The organism is Blautia sp. MSK17_66, assembly GCF_020538025.1.
Taxonomy (GTDB): Bacteria; Bacillota; Clostridia; order Lachnospirales; family Lachnospiraceae; genus Blautia_A.
Genome location: NZ_JAJBNQ010000041.1, coordinates 1 through 17,154 on the forward strand (window position 1 = coordinate 1; position 17,154 = coordinate 17,154).

General features: G+C 40.0%; 18 protein-coding genes. 16 read left to right on the plus strand and 2 right to left on the minus strand.

The window, feature by feature from the left end; genetic code table 11:
* The first annotated feature begins 392 nt into the window (after positions 1 to 392).
* Positions 393 to 3,278 (plus strand): response regulator, encoded by a 2,886-nt coding sequence (locus tag LIR34_RS16660; protein ID WP_173903338.1) that lies wholly within the window; start codon positions 393 to 395, stop codon positions 3,276 to 3,278.
* A gap of 6 nt (positions 3,279 to 3,284) precedes the next feature.
* On the opposite strand, the gene LIR34_RS16665 is transcribed toward LIR34_RS16660, so the two are convergent.
* Positions 3,285 to 4,643 carry an MATE family efflux transporter gene (locus LIR34_RS16665; RefSeq protein WP_173903339.1) on the minus strand — a complete coding sequence of 453 codons (1,359 nt, stop codon included), beginning with the start codon at positions 4,641 to 4,643 and terminating at the stop codon, positions 3,285 to 3,287.
* Positions 4,644 to 4,934: 291 nt separating this feature from the next.
* On the opposite strand from LIR34_RS16665, the gene LIR34_RS16670 reads away from it, so the two are divergent.
* The 9 genes from LIR34_RS16670 to LIR34_RS16710 all read left to right on the plus strand — a co-directional run bounded on the left by LIR34_RS16670 (position 4,935) and on the right by LIR34_RS16710 (position 12,523).
* The gene (locus LIR34_RS16670) at positions 4,935 to 5,231 is read left to right on the plus strand and encodes an STAS domain-containing protein (protein ID WP_161285820.1); all 297 of its coding nucleotides are present in this window, start codon (positions 4,935 to 4,937) and stop codon (positions 5,229 to 5,231) included.
* A gap of 45 nt (positions 5,232 to 5,276) precedes the next feature.
* Positions 5,277 to 7,007, plus strand: coding sequence for a class I SAM-dependent methyltransferase (locus LIR34_RS16675; protein ID WP_173903340.1), 1,731 nt, complete (start codon positions 5,277 to 5,279; stop codon positions 7,005 to 7,007).
* Between the two features lie 4 nt (positions 7,008 to 7,011).
* Positions 7,012 to 8,643 (plus strand): SpoIIE family protein phosphatase, encoded by a 1,632-nt coding sequence (locus LIR34_RS16680; RefSeq protein WP_173903341.1) that lies wholly within the window; start codon positions 7,012 to 7,014, stop codon positions 8,641 to 8,643.
* A 3-nt stretch (positions 8,644 to 8,646) separates the two neighbouring features.
* Positions 8,647 to 9,054: an ATP-binding protein gene (locus LIR34_RS16685; protein ID WP_173903342.1), complete on the plus strand. Its 408-nt coding sequence runs from the start codon at positions 8,647 to 8,649 to the stop codon at positions 9,052 to 9,054.
* Between the two features lie 17 nt (positions 9,055 to 9,071).
* Positions 9,072 to 10,715: a dicarboxylate/amino acid:cation symporter gene (locus LIR34_RS16690; protein WP_173903343.1), complete on the plus strand. Its 1,644-nt coding sequence runs from the start codon at positions 9,072 to 9,074 to the stop codon at positions 10,713 to 10,715.
* Positions 10,716 to 10,802: 87 nt separating this feature from the next.
* Positions 10,803 to 11,582 carry a hypothetical protein gene (locus LIR34_RS16695; protein ID WP_173903344.1) on the plus strand — a complete coding sequence of 260 codons (780 nt, stop codon included), beginning with the start codon at positions 10,803 to 10,805 and terminating at the stop codon, positions 11,580 to 11,582.
* Between the two features lie 226 nt (positions 11,583 to 11,808).
* Positions 11,809 to 11,982 carry a hypothetical protein gene (locus LIR34_RS16700; RefSeq protein WP_161285826.1) on the plus strand — a complete coding sequence of 58 codons (174 nt, stop codon included), beginning with the start codon at positions 11,809 to 11,811 and terminating at the stop codon, positions 11,980 to 11,982.
* Positions 11,942 to 12,322: an Hsp70 family protein gene (locus tag LIR34_RS16705; protein ID WP_161285827.1), complete on the plus strand. Its 381-nt coding sequence runs from the start codon at positions 11,942 to 11,944 to the stop codon at positions 12,320 to 12,322. Before LIR34_RS16700 ends, LIR34_RS16705 begins: the two co-directional genes overlap by 41 nt.
* Positions 12,323 to 12,385: 63 nt before the next feature.
* Entirely contained in the window at positions 12,386 to 12,523 is a 138-nt protein-coding gene (locus LIR34_RS16710) for a hypothetical protein (RefSeq protein ID WP_161285828.1), read from the plus strand.
* 64 nt (positions 12,524 to 12,587) lie between these two features.
* Here the strand turns inward: LIR34_RS16710 and LIR34_RS16715 are convergent, their stop codons facing one another.
* Positions 12,588 to 13,736, minus strand: a complete 1,149-nt coding sequence (locus LIR34_RS16715; RefSeq protein WP_161285829.1) for a hypothetical protein — start codon at positions 13,734 to 13,736, stop codon at positions 12,588 to 12,590.
* A gap of 273 nt (positions 13,737 to 14,009) precedes the next feature.
* Between LIR34_RS16715 and LIR34_RS16720 the strand changes: the two genes are divergently transcribed.
* From LIR34_RS16720 to LIR34_RS16740, 6 genes are all read left to right on the plus strand, one after another.
* Positions 14,010 to 14,168: a hypothetical protein gene (locus LIR34_RS16720; RefSeq protein ID WP_173903345.1), complete on the plus strand. Its 159-nt coding sequence runs from the start codon at positions 14,010 to 14,012 to the stop codon at positions 14,166 to 14,168.
* Positions 14,169 to 14,444 carry an anthrax toxin lethal factor-related metalloendopeptidase gene (locus LIR34_RS18155; protein ID WP_373091412.1) on the plus strand — a complete coding sequence of 92 codons (276 nt, stop codon included), beginning with the start codon at positions 14,169 to 14,171 and terminating at the stop codon, positions 14,442 to 14,444.
* 213 nt (positions 14,445 to 14,657) lie between these two features.
* Positions 14,658 to 15,074: a hypothetical protein gene (locus LIR34_RS16725; protein ID WP_161285830.1), complete on the plus strand. Its 417-nt coding sequence runs from the start codon at positions 14,658 to 14,660 to the stop codon at positions 15,072 to 15,074.
* 53 nt (positions 15,075 to 15,127) lie between these two features.
* A complete protein-coding gene (locus LIR34_RS16730) occupies positions 15,128 to 15,514 on the plus strand; it encodes a sigma factor-like helix-turn-helix DNA-binding protein (protein ID WP_161285831.1) in 387 nt (128 codons plus the stop codon).
* 302 nt (positions 15,515 to 15,816) lie between these two features.
* Positions 15,817 to 16,722, plus strand: a complete 906-nt coding sequence (locus LIR34_RS16735; protein WP_161285832.1) for a PHP domain-containing protein — start codon at positions 15,817 to 15,819, stop codon at positions 16,720 to 16,722.
* A 4-nt stretch (positions 16,723 to 16,726) separates the two neighbouring features.
* Entirely contained in the window at positions 16,727 to 17,038 is a 312-nt protein-coding gene (locus LIR34_RS16740) for a hypothetical protein (protein ID WP_173903346.1), read from the plus strand.
* Positions 17,039 to 17,154 lie beyond the last annotated feature (116 nt).

The following is a 17,154-nucleotide window of genomic DNA, read 5'->3' on the forward strand; positions in this document are numbered from 1 at the left end:
TTAACGCAGATGCAGTAGGCGCGTTTAATATCCTGCGGAAATATCTTTCCGTATCTGGAAAACAGAAAACACTGTCCGTAACCGGACTAAAAAAGCCAGAAATAATAAAAGTAGCTGCATAGCCGAAAGGCAAACAGTATTGGTGTCATGGACGCACCCTGAAAAAAGGCGGTATCCCGCCAGGTTTCAGATGCTCTGGTAACTTGTTGCCGAGTAGTTCACGGTATAATAAAACCAGTTTTTTGCATAAGTTTTATTTCGAAACCGATTGATATAAAAACTACACGAGCAGAAGAAATAAAACAAAAGAAGAAAATGATGAATCCAAAGAGGAGACGGTAAATGAAAAATCAGTGCCGGGTAAAACCTGGTAAGTTTTGGAGAAAAGAAGAATGTACAAAAGTAAGAAAAAGCTGGCCGTATTATGTGTAGCTATATTTATGGCTCTGGGAATGTGGATGATATTGTCCGTACATTGCCGGGCTGCTGAGACGAATAATGATGAAAAGCAGTCACAGACGGTGGGACAAAATGAAGCAACGCAGCAGAAGATCATCCGTGTCGGCTCATTTGAGGATACCTTCGACTATGTCGATGAAAACGGTCTCAGACGAGGATATGGTTACGAACTTTTGCAGACTCTGGCAGGCTATACCGGATGGAAATTTGAGTATGTGAAATGTGACTGGTCCAACTGTTTTGATATGCTTGAAAACGGTGAGATTGATATCATGGGCGATATCTCCTACACCGATGAACGTGCACAAAAGATGCTTTTTTCAGAGGAACCGATGGGTGAGGAAAAATATATCCTTTATGCAGATTTGTCAAATATGGATATTACGACATCTGATTTCAAGTCTCTGGGTGAAAAACGTGTAGGTGTGCTTATGGATACAGAACCTGAGATCATGCTGACAGAATGGGAAAATAAGAATGGCATACATACGGAACATGTAAATGTGTATAACAATGACGATGTCGAAAAAAAACTGGCGAATCATGAGATCGACTGTTTTGTATCTCTGGAAGAATCCATCTGGTCTGAACAGGGAATATCATCCGTTATCACTGTCGGTAAATCAGGCATATATTTTGTAATAAACAAAGAGCGCAGTGATATCAAGACGGAGCTGGACCGTGCTATGCGGCAGCTGGATCAGGATAGTCCTTTTTTTAAAGCAGATCTGTATAAGAAGTATTTTTCTCTTGATTACAGCCAGATTCTTACAGGCGAAGAAAAGTCATGGCTGGAAGAACATGGTAGCATCAGGATAGGATTTCTGAACAATGCTCCGGCGGTATTTTCCATGGACGAAGAGACCGGAAAACTTGGCGGTACGCTGACAGAATATATCTCTTATGCCAAAGACTGTCTGAAAAACCAGACACTGGAATTTGATATGCAGGCATATGATGATTATGACGAAATGCTTCAGGCATTACAGGAGCGTAAAATTGACATGATTTTTTATGCCAGCAGAAATCCTGATTTTGCAGAAGAAAAAGGCTATGCACTTACCAATACAGCCTGGACTTACAGTCTGATGGCGGTAACTGATGAGAAATCTTTTAATGAGAATGAGGCATATACCGTAGCTGTGCCAAAGGATAAGGAAGCCTTAAAACAGCATATTATTTTCAGTTATCCTCAATGGAAGCTGGTAGATTACGATTCCCTTGCTGATGCGACAGATATGGTCGTTCATGAAAAAGCAGACTGTTTCCTCATGGGAAACAGTCTGGCGTTGAAGTATGATAACCATCAAGATTTCAAAAGTATTCCACTTACCAAAACAATGGAGGCATGCTTTGCAGTAAGAGGTGGAGAAGCTTCCCTTTTGTCAATACTGAATAAAACCCTGAAGACCATGCCGTCTGACATGCTTACAAGCACACTTGCTATCTATGACAATATGCCAGATAAGGTGACATTTTATGATTTTGTAAAAGACAATCTGCTTGTTTTTCTGGCCACTACAGGATTCTTTGTACTTGGCATCATTGGTATTATCCTTATGCTTTTACGAAAGGCAAGGAAGGCAGAAGCTGTCGCAAAGCTTGCGGCAAATGATACACAAAAGCTTAATGACAAGCTGGAAATTGCTTTGAAAAAAGCAGAGGATGCCAGTCTTGCAAAAACCAATTTCCTTAACAATATGTCTCATGATATTCGTACACCAATGAATGTTATTCTGGGATATAATCAATTGATGAAGGAAGATATGACAGATTTAAAGCTGCTTGACTATCAGAAAAAAATAGAGCAGTCAGGAAAGCTTTTGTTATCCATTATCAACAATGTTCTTGATATGGCCCGCATTGAGAGTGGTAAGATGGAAATTGATGAGAATGTTGAAAGAATGGATGATATATTGGAAGAAATTGATGGAGTGTTCGCATCTGCTGCAAAAGAAAAGAATATACAGCTCAGGAGCGAAATGTACATAACACATAAGAATGTTGTATGTGACGGAACAAAAGTCAGAGAGATTTTGGTCAATCTTGTAAGCAATGCACTGAAATATACGCCAGATGGTGGGACTGTGACGATTAAAGCACAGGAGCTTCCGGGAGATAAAGAGGGGTATGTAAAGATAAAAACAGAAGTGACTGACACAGGGATTGGTATGAGCAAAGATTATATCCCGATCATGTTTGATTCATTCAGTCGTGAACGCAGCACGACAATTGGAAAAATCGGTGGGACAGGACTTGGCATGTCTATCGTGAAACGGCTGGTTGATATGATGGGCGGAACGATCGAAGTGAACAGTGAACTTGGAAAGGGAAGTAGTTTCACTGTGATTCTTCAGCACAGACTTGCAGATGACAGCTACTATGAGAAAAAATCAAGTCCAAAACAAGTCGTATCGAAAAAAGTGTTAAAAGGGAAGCGAATTTTACTTGCAGAGGATAATGATCTGAATGCAGAGATCACAACAACCATTTTGGAGAATGAAGGGCTGCTGATTGACCGGGCTGCGGATGGCGTACAGTGTGTGGATCAGATCAATCAGATGCCGGCAGGAACTTATGATTTGATTCTTATGGATATTCAGATGCCGAATATGGATGGATATCAGGCAACAAAGCTGATCCGTCAGTTCGCTGATGAAGAAAAGGCGAATATCCCAATTGTTGCCATGACCGCAAATGCTTTTGAGGAGGATAAGAGAGAGGCTATTGCAGCCGGGATGAATGGTCATATCTCAAAGCCAATCCAGGTTGACAGGCTGCTGTCGATATTGGCAGAAACTATAGGGCAGCAAGATTAATTCAGCTTAGATGGTAACATGTTCCCGTTCTTTGAGGATCTTCGGAAAGAAATGAAAGAAAAGGCAGCTGGTCATAGTGGCTGATACCACATCAGCCACCGGTTCTGAGAAGAATGCAGCATCTGCAGTGAACAGTGCAGGCAGGAAGATCAGTCCGGCAAGGAAGATAAACTTCCGAAAGGCAGAGCAGAAGAGTGCCAGTTTTACTTTGCCGAGAGCAGTGGTCTCATCTACCAGTGGATATTGTACGGCCAGCGGGATGATCATAAAGGTAAACCGCTTAATATAGGTGACGGAACGGTGCAAAATCTCAGGATCTTCTGTGAAGAGCCGTACATAGACCGGAGATATTGTCCAGGTCACGACAGTCATCAGAATACAGAAGGAAACACACAATCCGGTGATGTACAGAATCGCTTTTTTGATTCTCTGTGCATCACCTTTTCCATAATTGAAGCTGACTACCGGCTGGCTTCCCAGGGTGATGCCGCCCATAGGCATGGTGATGAGCAGAAGATAACTCTGTACAATGGTTGCACAGGTGACCAGTGTATCACCTTCACCGGGGCCGCCGTAACGCTGCAGCACAGTGTTCAGAACGATGAGCAGAATGCTGTCACTGGCGAGAATGAGGAACGGAGAGAAACCGAAAGTGACAATCCGTTTCATGACATGCAGGTGAAAATCTCCCCATCCAAGACGCACAGGCATCCGTTTGCTGAACAGACAGCCAAGGACAAACAGACAGGAGACAATCTGAGAGATGACTGTTGCAATGGCTGCACCGGCAACGCCCATATGGAAAACGAAGATAAAAAGCGGATCCAGAAGGATATTCAGGACTGCTCCGATCACTACCGTTGCCATACCAAGACCGGAAAATCCCTGAGCGATCAGAAAACTGTTCATGCCGCCGGAGATTAATGCAAAGAAAGTACCGGCGGTATAAATTGTGACATAGGTATTGGCGTAGGAAAAGGTTGTTTCACTGGCTCCGAACCACATAAGCAGAGAGTTTTTGCTGAGCAGAAACAGACTGGTGAGGACTGCGGACAAGATCAGCAGCATCAGGAAGCCGTTATTTAAGACCTGACGGGCTTCTTTTTTTTTGCCGCTTCCCATTTTCATAGCCATAACAGGTGCCCCGCCCTGACCGACCATGGAACCAAAGGATGCCAGCAGAGTAACGATCGGTGAACAGATACCGACGCCTGCCAGTGCCAGATCGCCCACGCCGGTACCGATATACATGCGGTCTACAATGGAATATAAAACATTTACCAGCTGTGCCAGCATAGTTGGAATGGCCAGCCTTACTACCAGACGGGGTATCTCATCCCGTCCAAGATCATTTGTGCGACTCATAGAATTTTTTTGCTTCCTCCAGATAAAATTTCCAGTATTAATACAAATACATTATATCTATGATACATGATTAGGAGTGGAAAGTAAACGGAAAAAGAAAAGACCGAAATGTAGTGAATATGACAGATAACGATGGCAGTGACCAGACACTGGTTTTTGACATTTCGTGCCAAAAACAGTTAGTTTGTGCCAAATCTGTTGTTTAAAACCAATAATAAAGTATAATTATTAGAAAAACAGTTTCATTTATTTTTTTAAAATTGTGCAGATTAAGGGAATGGAGGAATAGAAATGACAATTAATAAAAAACTGGAAGCAGCAAAATTAGAACTTTTACTGGAAGGGAGACTGGATACCACAACTTCGCCTATGCTGGAGGCAGAACTGAAGCAGTCCATCGAGGGCGTTACAGAGCTGGTATTCGATTTTGAGAAACTGGAATATATTTCTTCAGCTGGTCTTCGTATTTTGCTTGCAGCACAGAAAATCATGAATAAGCAGGGAAGTATGGTTGTAAAGAACGTAAATGAAATCGTAGCCGAAGTATTTGAGGTTACGGGATTTTCTGATATTCTGACCATTGAGTAGAAACAGAAATTTTTCTGACCGAAATGTGTGAGATGAGGGAGAAAAATGATGGATACGAATTATTTGTGTGAACAGAAATTGAAAAGAGAAAATCCACAGTTACATAAAAGAGTTGCAGACAGTGTGGTTTGTGTAGAGCGGATGCTGGTAAAATATCAGAATATTTTTCCCACTTATACAGATCACACAGCACTGCATTCGATAAATATCATTGATTTTTGTAATCGTCTTATAGGCAAAAATATTGATCAGATGAATGCGGATGAAATCTATGTGCTTTTGATGGGAGCCTATCTTCATGACAGCGGAATGGGGATCACCATGTCTGATTATGAGAATTTTCGAAAAAAAATTGACTTCGGAGATTATTTTGACACCCATGATCAGGAGAATATTCCAGATATTATCAGGGATTTCCATCAGGAATTCAGTGGCGAGTATATCAAAAAGTACACAGAGATTTTTGATATACCGTCACAGGAACATCTTTTTGCGATCGTACAGGTTGCACGGGGACACAGAAAAACAAATCTGTGGGATACAAAAGAATATCCGGAGGAAATCTGCCTTCCAAGCGGAAATAAGATTCATCTGCCCTATCTGGCAGCCCTGATTCGCCTTGCAGATGAACTTGACATTGCAGCGGACAGAAATTTACAGTTTCTGTATGATGCAGAAATGATTGATAATGAATACAGCAAGATGGAATTCAAAAAACATCAGGCAATCCGCCAGTTAAATGTAAATGAAGATTCCCTTGTTATGATAGTGGACCGGTCGGATGAAAATGTATACCAGGGTGTACTGGAGCTAAAAGAAAAATTAGATCAGACATTTCAGGAATGCAGAAAGGTTATCAGAGAAAGAACACCGTATCGTATTGCACAAAGAGAGATTCTGATTCAACCATATAACGGTCTTTTTTTAGGACAGGCAGAGATGGACAGACTGGCCGTACAGGGTAAACTGCTCTCAGAATATGAACAGCCGGTATATCAGAAAGTAATGAATGGAAGAAGTGGACTGACACTCCTGGATGTGGGCTGCAACAATGGATGGAAAACGAAAATGCGTTTTCTGAGTGAAAATTTCAAGAAGATCATAGGGATAGATTGTTTAAATCCGCTCATCGAACAGGCACAAATAGAATTAAAAGACAACGTATTTTCTTTTTATACCTGTGATGTTATAGATGCAGATTTTACAGAAAATCTGCAGCGGATCATGCAGCAGGAAAAGATAGATGCATTTGATATTATTCATTGTTCGTTTGTGCTGATGCATACGGAAAGACCAGAGGATATTTTGAAAAAACTGAGGCCGTTTCTGGCAGAGGACGGAAAGCTTATTGTGATAGAAGCAGATGATATGGAAAGTTCAATGGTTCCTGACACAAAAGGTCTGTTTCAAAAATTTCTCGAATTACTTTTAAATGATCCATACGCCGGAAAAAGGACAATAGGAGCACACCTGCCTCAGCTGTTATCAGACAGTGGATATGCAGATATAAAATGCGAATGCTCAAAAGTATGTTCTTCGGGGAAAGAGAAAGAAAAGAAAGAACAGATTTTTGAAACCTACTGCTCTTTTCTGCCGGAAGATTTATTGCTGCTTGGAAAAGAAAGTAAAAAATATCAGCATGACTGGGAATGGGTGAATCAAAACTTTGACAAACTTCATGAGCAGATGACAGGCGATGAAGCGGTAATTTCCATGGGAGTTAAAATATACACCTGTAGAGGAGAAAGTATTTCAAAAGGTCAGAGAGGAATGTAGAACAATGAAATTAAAATTACTGCCGAAATTCGTATTGTCCCTGGGAGTGCTGGGGGTTGCCCTAACGGTTACGATTTCTCTGTTCAGCTACCTTTCTTCAAAAGAGTATCTGGAAGAGATGTATGCTCAGAGAGTCATCAGTGGGAGCAAAAGCGTGGCAGCTATGCTGGATATAACGGATGTACGCAGGATTCTTGGCCCTGGCGGTGAAAACAGCGAGGAATACAGACGTGTGGAAGCTATGTTGAACACGTTAAAGAAGGATGGGGACATCACATATCTGTCACTGGTGATCCCGGATGAAGACAGTGTAACCTTTTATATTGACACCTGTGTACAGGAACTGGGGGATGACCCTGCGAATAAACTGGCTTATGGAACGAATGTATTATACACAGAAGCGGCATATGATGAGATCGATCTGCAGAAATATTATGATGTATGGGATCTGTATGCCGAAAATAAAGGTACGGATAAGCCGCTTGTGACAGATAACAGCTATGGATACAATTATACGGCTGTTTCTCCGATCCTAGATGAAAAAGGCGAGGCAATCGCTGAAATACAATATATTCTGGACATGCAGAAGGTTCGAGATCATTTAAATTCCTTTTTATATACGATGCTTGGAATTTCATGCTCTATAATATGTATTGCATTACTGTTGTATATGATGTTAGTGAAATGGATGGTATTAAACCCGGTAGAAAAACTTTCCAGATTTACTACAGAAATCATACAATCCGGAGATTTTAAAAAACAGGAAATAGTCATCAGTACGAGAGATGAAATTGAAGATCTCGGAAACTCCTTTAATGTCATGTTGAAAAAACTGGAAACTTATATTGAGAACCTGACTGCTGTCACAGCAGAAAAAGAACGCATCGGCACGGAGCTTAATGTTGCGACCCATATTCAGTCTTCTATGCTGCCATGCATTTTTCCGGCGTTTCCAGACAGAAATGAGTTGGATATCTATGCAACTATGACACCGGCAAAAGAAGTCGGCGGCGATTTCTACGATTTTTTTATGGTGGATAAAAGACATATTGCCATTGTAATGGCAGATGTTTCAGGAAAAGGTGTCCCGGCAGCTTTATTTATGGTGATCGGCAAAACTCTGATAAAAGATCATACCAAGCCAGGACGTGATCTGGGAGAGGTTTTTACAGAAGTAAACAATATTTTGTGTGAATCAAACGATAACGGAATGTTCATTACCGCATTTGAAGGCGTTCTGGATCTTGTGACGGGCGAGTTCCGGTATGTGAATGCAGGACATGAGAAACCCTTTATCTATCGCAAAGGCAAAGGATATGAAGCATATAAGATCCGTCCAGGATTTGTTCTGGCGGGTATGGAAAATATCAGATATAAAGAACAGATGATCCAGCTGGATATAGGAGATAAAGTATTTCAGTATACAGACGGAGTCACAGAGGCAATGAATAAAGACAACCAGCTATATGGAATGGACAGACTGCATCATATCCTGAATCAGCAATGTCAGACATGTAGTCCTGAGAAGACCCTGGAACTCGTGAAGGCAGATATAGATGCGTTTGCAGGCGACAATAATCAGTCTGATGATATCACCATGTTGTGTCTGGAGTATACCAAAAAAATGGAGGGGTAACCTGTGAAAGAAATAACAGTAGATGCTATGATAGAAAATATGAATACAGTGACAGCGTTTGTGGATGATTTTCTGGATCAAATAGCCTGCCCCATGAAGTCCAGGATACAGATCAATATTGTCATCGATGAAATATTTGGAAATATTTGTCATTATGCATACAAAGATTCTATTGGAGCCGTAACAGTCAGAGTGGAGTCCGGGAATACACCGAAAGCAGTCTTTCTGACATTTACCGACAATGGCATCCCCTATAATCCGCTGGATACAGAAGATCCTGATATTACTTTATCTTCAGAAGAAAGAAAGATCGGCGGTTTGGGCATTTACCTGGTCAAGAAGAACATGGATGAAATGAAGTACGAGTATGTGAATCAGCAAAACAGATTATGGATGGAAAAAAGATTGTAAGATATGGGAGAAAATGAATGATTATACATAATGACAGACAGGAGCTTCAGAAAGCATTACAATATGTAGAAGAAGAGTTAAAAAAATATAATCTGAACAGAAGAGAAGCCACCATGACCAGGCTTATGGCAGAAGAAAGTCTTGTGTGTATGATGAGTCATACAGAAGAGCAGGAAAAGATAGAGATCGTGTTTAAGAAGCTGTTCGGTAACATTTCTTTAAATATAAGTGCACGGGGTGAAGCTTTTAATGTGTCTGAAGAGAGCGTACTCATCGGTGATATGGATTTTGAGGGAGTGAGTGGAGATGCAGAAGCAGCCATTCGAAATCTGATCATTCGTTCTCAGTCAGATATATTTCAATATAAAAACAGACTGCACCAAAACACCATACGTCTGGTCGTAAAACGGTCAGAGAGAATGCAGTTATATTTAACCTTAGGAGCAATGCTGCTTGCTGTAATTCTGGGAATTATTTTTAAATTATCATTACCAGTATCGGCTCAGAATATGTTAAATGAGTACTTACTGACACCCGTAAAGGTAATGTTTTTAAATGCGTTAAAGATGATTGTCGGACCGGTAGTATTCTTTTCCATAGTTACCTGTCTGTCACAATTTGACAGTATTCGGGATCTGGGGAAAATCGGTCTGAAAGTGATGGGAATGTATCTGTTTACCACACTTCTGGCAGTGACCATTGGCATCGGTGTGTTTGAACTGATACAGCCGGGAGATGCGTCACTCTCACAGTATGTAACAGATGCAGCATCGAAGACGATTGAGACTGCCGGCAATACAAATATTTCATTATTAGATACCGTTGTAAATATTGTGCCGTCTAATATTGTAAAACCATTTTTGGAAGCGGATATGCTGCAGATCATTTTTATAGCAATTATTTGCGGTGCAGCAGTTGGAATGATCGGCGATTATTCAAAAGGACTGAAGACACTTTTTGAGAGCTTCAACATACTTTTTCTGAAAATTACCACGCTGATCGTAAAATTTATACCACTGGCAGTATTGTGCTCCATGACCTCTCTTGTCATGCTTACAGGAACAGAGACACTGCTGGCCATTATGAGCTTCTTCGGAACATTTGTGCTGGCACTGGCAGTGATGTTATTGGCTTATTGTGTGCTGGTATTTATGATAGCCAGATTAAATCCGATCATCCTGTTAAAAAAGCATGCATCTGCAATGATGGCAAGTTTCAGTCTGGCATCCTCCAATGCGGCAATGCCATTTAATATAAAATCATGCCATCGACTGGGAATCTCTTCCAGGATATCTTCATTTTCCATACCGTTAGGAGCGACGGTAAATATGGATGGTTCCTGCATATATATGGCAGTGGCAGGATTATTCCTGGCTAAAGTTTTTGGAGTTGATATGGGTGGTTCGGAATTATTTTCCATGGTATTTTCAATCATAGTTCTTTCCATCGGTGCACCGGGAATACCGGGAGCAGGACTGGTTTGTCTGTCCGTGCTTTTGACGCAGATTGGTGTCCCGGCTGAGGCTCTGAGTCTGGTAATGGGAATTGATTCCCTGCTGGGAATGTTCAGGACTGCTGTAAATTCAGCCGGAGATGTGGCGGTATCCCTTATAGTGGCAAAATCAGAAAATCTACTGGATGTAGAGAAATATAACAGTTAACGGAAGCAGATAGCTTCCCTGCTTCAAAAGCTGTGATTTAAGTGGTGGGAGCAGGTTGTCTTATGAAATAGAAAGGAAAGATAATATATGAAAAACAAATTATGGAAAATAATGATCGTGAACAGTATTCTGATTTCAGCAATTACACTGTCAGGTAAAACAACGGTAAGCGTTCAGGCAGAAGAAACAGATCTTTCAGCAGAAAGTGAGACAGATCAGCAGACCCTCTTCGACGATGCGGTTGAAGATGCAATGATCATTGACAAGGATGAAATCCTTCCTGTAGTAAGTCTGGAGGAGGGACAGCCATATGCCGTTTACGATCAGGATGGCAGGATTCTTCTTTATACCTTCCATAAATATCCGGACAGTTATCCGGATGGTGCAGATGTAAAACTGGAATGGGGAAATGTATGGACGTTTACAGGCGGCGAACTGGAAGAATGGTATCAGAAGAATAAAGAGGATGTGACAGACTGGCAGACAAGAATAAAAGAACTCATCGGTCTGCGCCCGGATAACGAATCCGAGTATTTTACGGCTATGTGGGTAAAACCGGAAGACGTTTTCCGCCCGGCATATGTCTCAGATATCGGAACAACAGAAATGACAGATGCATTTTCGGATGAAGTTGATGAGGACTATAAAGAATGGTTTGATTCAAATATTATCTCCAGTTATTTTGATGGGAAATATCCATGGACGAGATTGGGATATACATATGACTGGGCAGACAACGGCTCAGAATATGGACTCTCCGAATTTATCATCAAAAAAGACAGCGACGTAAAGGTGGCATATACAGTTGAGCTGAAGGAGATGCTGAACAAGCTGGATAATAATTCCTGGAATCCTGCCGGAGTGTAAATGAAATCCAACCAGATCAATAGGACACAACAAAAAGCAGCTTGTAAAGGTCTAAAGAAGAACAGACTTTTGTGTATACAGAAGACGAAGTGACAGGTGTGACAGTCAGTCATTATGGAAATGAGTTGAGAGATAAAACACAGATATCTCTTGAAGAATTTGATAAAATATACGAGAGTAAATGAAAGATCTAATCCTCAAGCTATGCTGGGGAGAATAGAGTAATATGATGCGTCCTATCGTACTGGAACTTGACAGAAAAAATGATATGGGCAGCAAGTCCAGGAATCCTCTGCTGCCTTCCGTTGTATTCTATTACAAAAACAATGAAGGCAAAATTGTTACAGATATTGGTGATTATGCTAAAAGCAGATACGGGACACGTGCCGGCTTCTTTTGATTCTGATCAGTGTCAGGCAACAATTGATGCTGCACGAAAGGCGGGAATCAATGTCGAAAATATGCACGATGTCCTGCTCTACGAGCCGAAAGCAGTTATTTATGACTTCATGTGGGTGCAGGAATGTGGTGAAATTCCTTCTGATCTGTTACCGTTGGATATGGAGAAGAATGTCCTCGTGTTTGATCTTGGCGGTGACAATTTTGATGAACTGCTGGCGGCAGATATGTTAAAACGTTTTGAAGAAATCAATGGTATAAAAGTCAGTATTAAACGAAAAGAAGAAGTTATGTGTAAATTGAGAAAGCTGGCTGAAAGTAGATTTATCACAGGCTTATGACAATGCTAGAATGTCTGATGTTGGACTTCCAGAAGATTATGAGCTGGAAGTTATGGATAAATTATGATAGCAGGCATGTTCAAAGACGGATGGACAGACAGTCAGAAGAAACAGGTGCTTTCCTATGCCAAACAGCATTTTACTCCGTATGCATCTGCCATCAAGCAGAATTTTAGTTTATATTTCGGGCAGGTTACATGACCTGCCCTTTTTGTGTGAACCTCATTAATTGAGGAGGTGATATTTGTTAGCATATTTGAGAATGTTATTCGCTTTTTTTATCAGGATTTATAATTCCGTCAAGTTGTTTTACTAAGTCGTTCAGTTCTTCATACTTTGAAGTATATCTATTTTCCAGATTGGCCAGTTTCATTATAAAATCGTATGGATCTATCGATCCAAAAGCGTTCGGAGTGTTGTCTCGGAATGCTTTTTCAGTTATAAATCGATACCAGTTCGCATCATCTGCATTGTCAATGAGCAAAATCCCATTTCTTGTTTTAGGCATAAGTTCTGCTATTACCTGTGGAGCAGTATTGTTAAGGGGTTTTTCTTCTTTAATCGTTTCTTCACATTCCAATCCAAATTTGAAAGCGCAGATATCTTTGCCACGGGCACCTTCGTTTGTGTCTACCATTAAAGCTGATCCTCCTGCGTAAGATGACTGATTAGATCTTGCTATAATATCAATGTTCCAGTACATTGTAGAATGACGAATACTGGTTCCTTCTGTATGAAAGTTAATCTGAATGCAGTTAGGAGAGCAGCGGATATTCTTATCTTCTGCCAAATAAAGGTGTATAGATGAGGTGCTCTTTTTTCTCATATATGTATCTGCACAGTTATGGAAAGAATCTTTTATAGCATTAATATCTTCAAACTTAATGTTTCTGAATGGTGAGTTTACATCATTAAAATCAGATATTCCACGTAACATTGCCGCGCTATATTTTCCTTTATCATCGAAAAAAAACCAGAAATATGCCATATATGCTTTATAGGAAGAATTAGGGAGCATATAGTATCCGCGGTATACTTTATTTGTAAATAGTGGAAGCTTTGTGACCTTTTCTTTTTCTTTTATTGTTTTAAATTCGTCTTTGGGAAACCGTTTTTGAAAATTATCAGGCTCCATCAACAGATCTTCCAGTGTTATTTTTCCTACTGATCCCCCAATATGATAAAAGGAAAATGCAGTAGCAATTTTATTGGCTGTATCTTCAGAAACATATGCCCCTCGTCTGGCGTTGCCTAATGTGCTAAGTGAAATATTTAAACCTGGAATTGTCTCGTTTGGTATATATCTCTTAGATGGGATTGTTCCAGATGGGAATACGCAATCAATAAGATACTTTAAATTGGCACCACAATTTTTTGCTTCGTTTTTTGTTAAAGATGCTGCATTTTTTGCCATACTTAACTATCCTCCTGGTTGATGTTAAAAGATGTTAATTAACAATAAAAAGATGCATAAAATATATTATTAACAATAAATAAACATTGCTATGTATGGTATCATAAGTTAAAATAAACCAAAAGTCAATAGTAAGGTAAAACAGTAAGGAGAACAATATGAAAAAGAAATCGATGTACAATGCAGATATCCTGACGGTAGCTGCCAGCCCCAGTGGTAAATATCCAGTATTTATACGGAGATAAGCAGAAATATAACGCGGAATATCAGGACATGCTTGTATCAGAAAAATTTTATACAGCCATGGCTTTCCTGAAATCCCTCTCAAAGGATTTTCCATATTACGAATCTGTATACCGTCAGACTGCCTATGCATTGAATGACCCAATGGAAAAGTGCAGCTATAGCTCGGACAATATTATCAGTGCTTGAATCAGCGGTAGCAGGGATAAAACTGCAGAATTCAGAAGTATATATGAAAAAGAAAAGCTGTTAATGATGTCTCCAAACAAGCCATATAACACAAAGGACAGTTCAGAATATTTTGCAGAGTTTTATAAAGAATACTGCCTGGATCCAACTGCACTAAAAAAGCAGAGACCCTCAACTTATGAAGCTATTGTAACGGCTGTAAATTGTCTGAATAACATGAGTGAAACATATTTATTCAGTATTAAGCGGGCATACGAAAAAACGTGCTGGAATTAATCTGTCTTACAGCCATGCCAGAAATGGTGTGGCTCTTTTTGTGTCCGCATGGTATAATTCGGCCATAATTTGTCTAAGGAAATATGGGGGATTACTATGAAAGCTTATACAAAATTTGTAAACCAAGTATTTACCTGCATATCTGATCTGTTTCCGAACAGGGCAAAGGAACTGGACCTTTTTGCAGAGGGGTCGGAACAGGTCTATTCCAGTATGCAGGAGTATGCTGTTTTAAGAAACGAAAATGCAGATTTATTTTGTTCTCTGATCACACAATATACAGAATTATTTGAAATGCCGCAGTCAGACTATCAGCCTATATACTCTCCAATATATCCATCTGAAAGAAAAATTACTCATAGCTGTTATCCAAAAAACATAAGACGATGGATGAATGGAACGATAAGTAGAAAGAAAACCTGCCGGGTTGAGTTCTGTGTTCTGGTATGGTGCCATATACAAAACTGGAACAGACCTGTTGAAGAAGATGTTGATAAATTTTTAATCGCCAGGAGCAGACTGTTAAAAATCTGTAATGAATTCCTGCATGCAGAATATTTCCAGTTGTCCCTGGAATGTTTGTGGAAAGCAAGCTGTGCCGCTTATGAACAGTCATTTCCTGGATTCTGATTTGTCCTTGACAGGTGCTTTATGATATAAGAAAAAAGAGGGAGGCACCATTTATGACTGAAGAAACGAAGCTGCCTGAATACAGCACTGACACAGATATTGATATTCAAGACTTTGTGAAAAAGTTAAACCCAGAAATCCTGCAGATTCTATATGGCAGATATGGAAGCCAGTTGGAAAAACTGCACAGTATTGATTATTTATATCCGTTTTTTTCTATGGGGCGCATGCTGGAGCGTGTTTTAAGAGGTTCTGCACTTGAACAAAAAGTGATTCTTTTAAAATATGGAATATTAACTGGGGAACCTGTCCCTAGAAAAGAAATTGGGGACAGACTCGGAATGACATATGAACGGGTTTGTATGCTCGAACGGAAAATAGAGAGGGTTCCCTGTTGTTTAAAGCGGAGAAAAAGATTAAAAGATTATCTGGATGATTAATGCACTCAGATTCGGACAGATATTCTCCAATGTTGTGGCAAAAGAAAAGCCACCAGGTTGCCTGGATCGACTGCGAGGGAGTATTCTAAAAATAGGATACCTCTTTTTCTTGGCTGGAAACGGATACCACATTGTGCTGTAATTTTAATTTGTTTAGTTAAAATGCTTCTATATTCGTGTTAATTATTGTTAATTAACATTTTTAAATCACGAATAATTCTTAATTAATTCATTTTACATAATTGTACTAATGTGTCAGAAGTATTATTCTATGAGTATAAAAATGAAAGGGGAACTTAACTATGAGAACCAAACAGTTACTGAACGAACGGACTGATTTTCATATTCATAGTTGCAATTCGGATGGTGAAAACAGTGTGAAAGAAATTGTAGAGCTGGCTCTAAACAGAGAACATCTCCGTGTAATTGCGTTGACCGACCATAATTACTTTGCCATATCAAGCAAATATATCGTCGGAACAAATGGAAATTTCCTGGAAGTACTTCCGGGCTGTGAATTTTCCACAACCTTCACATTTCCTTCCGGCAAGAAAGAAGAAATCCATGTAATCGGTATTTTTCCAAAAGGTGTAGCACCAGAAGCTTTTGCTGATCTGTTCAGTTCAATTGATGAAGGAAAACAAAAGTATGTGAAAGCAATCCTGGAAAGCCTTCACAACCTTGGAATTGACCTGAGCATGGAAGAGGTTATGGCGGAAAAGCGCTCTACCGGCTACATTGGACGTTTCCATATCGCCAGTTTAATGGTAAAATTGGGTTATGGAAAGACTGTTGAAGAAATCATGGACCGTTACATTGGTAACTACAGCCCATATTACATACCTGCCACTAACTACATTCCTTACGCTTCCCTTGAAACCGTAGTTGAAAGGATCCAGTCCCAGTCAGGATTCCCAATTCTGGCCCATCCATATTCCTACCATGCACTGACGGAAAAGGAAATCATCACTTTGATTAGCAGTTTTAAAGAACAAACAGGTGATACTGGAGGCCTTGAAGTGTATTACCTGGAATATACTAAGGAGCAGCAGGAGAGCTTACGCAAACTTGCAAAAGAATATGACCTGGTACCAAGCGTGGCTTCTGACAGACACCGTAAAGAACAGCCTTTTTCTTCTTATGGGGGATATTCTTTTTACAAGGAAATGCTGGTACGATTGGGAAACAGAAAACAGGAGGTGAAATAAATCGATGGCTTTTTGGAAAAATGTATCAATTAAAAAGAAACGGCTCTTTATGATTGTGTTTCTCATCTGCTTATTCTTCGTTTACCAGTCCGATAACGCACAGCAGAGAAGTTATTCCATAGTCCAGGATGCCTATGTCAAAATGGAAAACGGGGACTATAAGACTGCCGAAGAAGAATTTACGCAGTATTTAGACAGCCATTCTTCTGAAATATATTGGAAGATTCAAGCATTGGTAAATCAAAATGATAAATCTTCCTACGATAATGTGCAAAAAGCACTGGAAGAATGTCAAAAACATTTGACTGAAATGTAGTGCTGTTTTTATTTAACACCGAAAAAAACCACCGTCTCTAGTCAGCAGTGCAGGCGGTGGTAAATCTGCCAAAGATGTCCTTCAGGAAACAGAGCATGTGCTTTCTGAATCAGCCA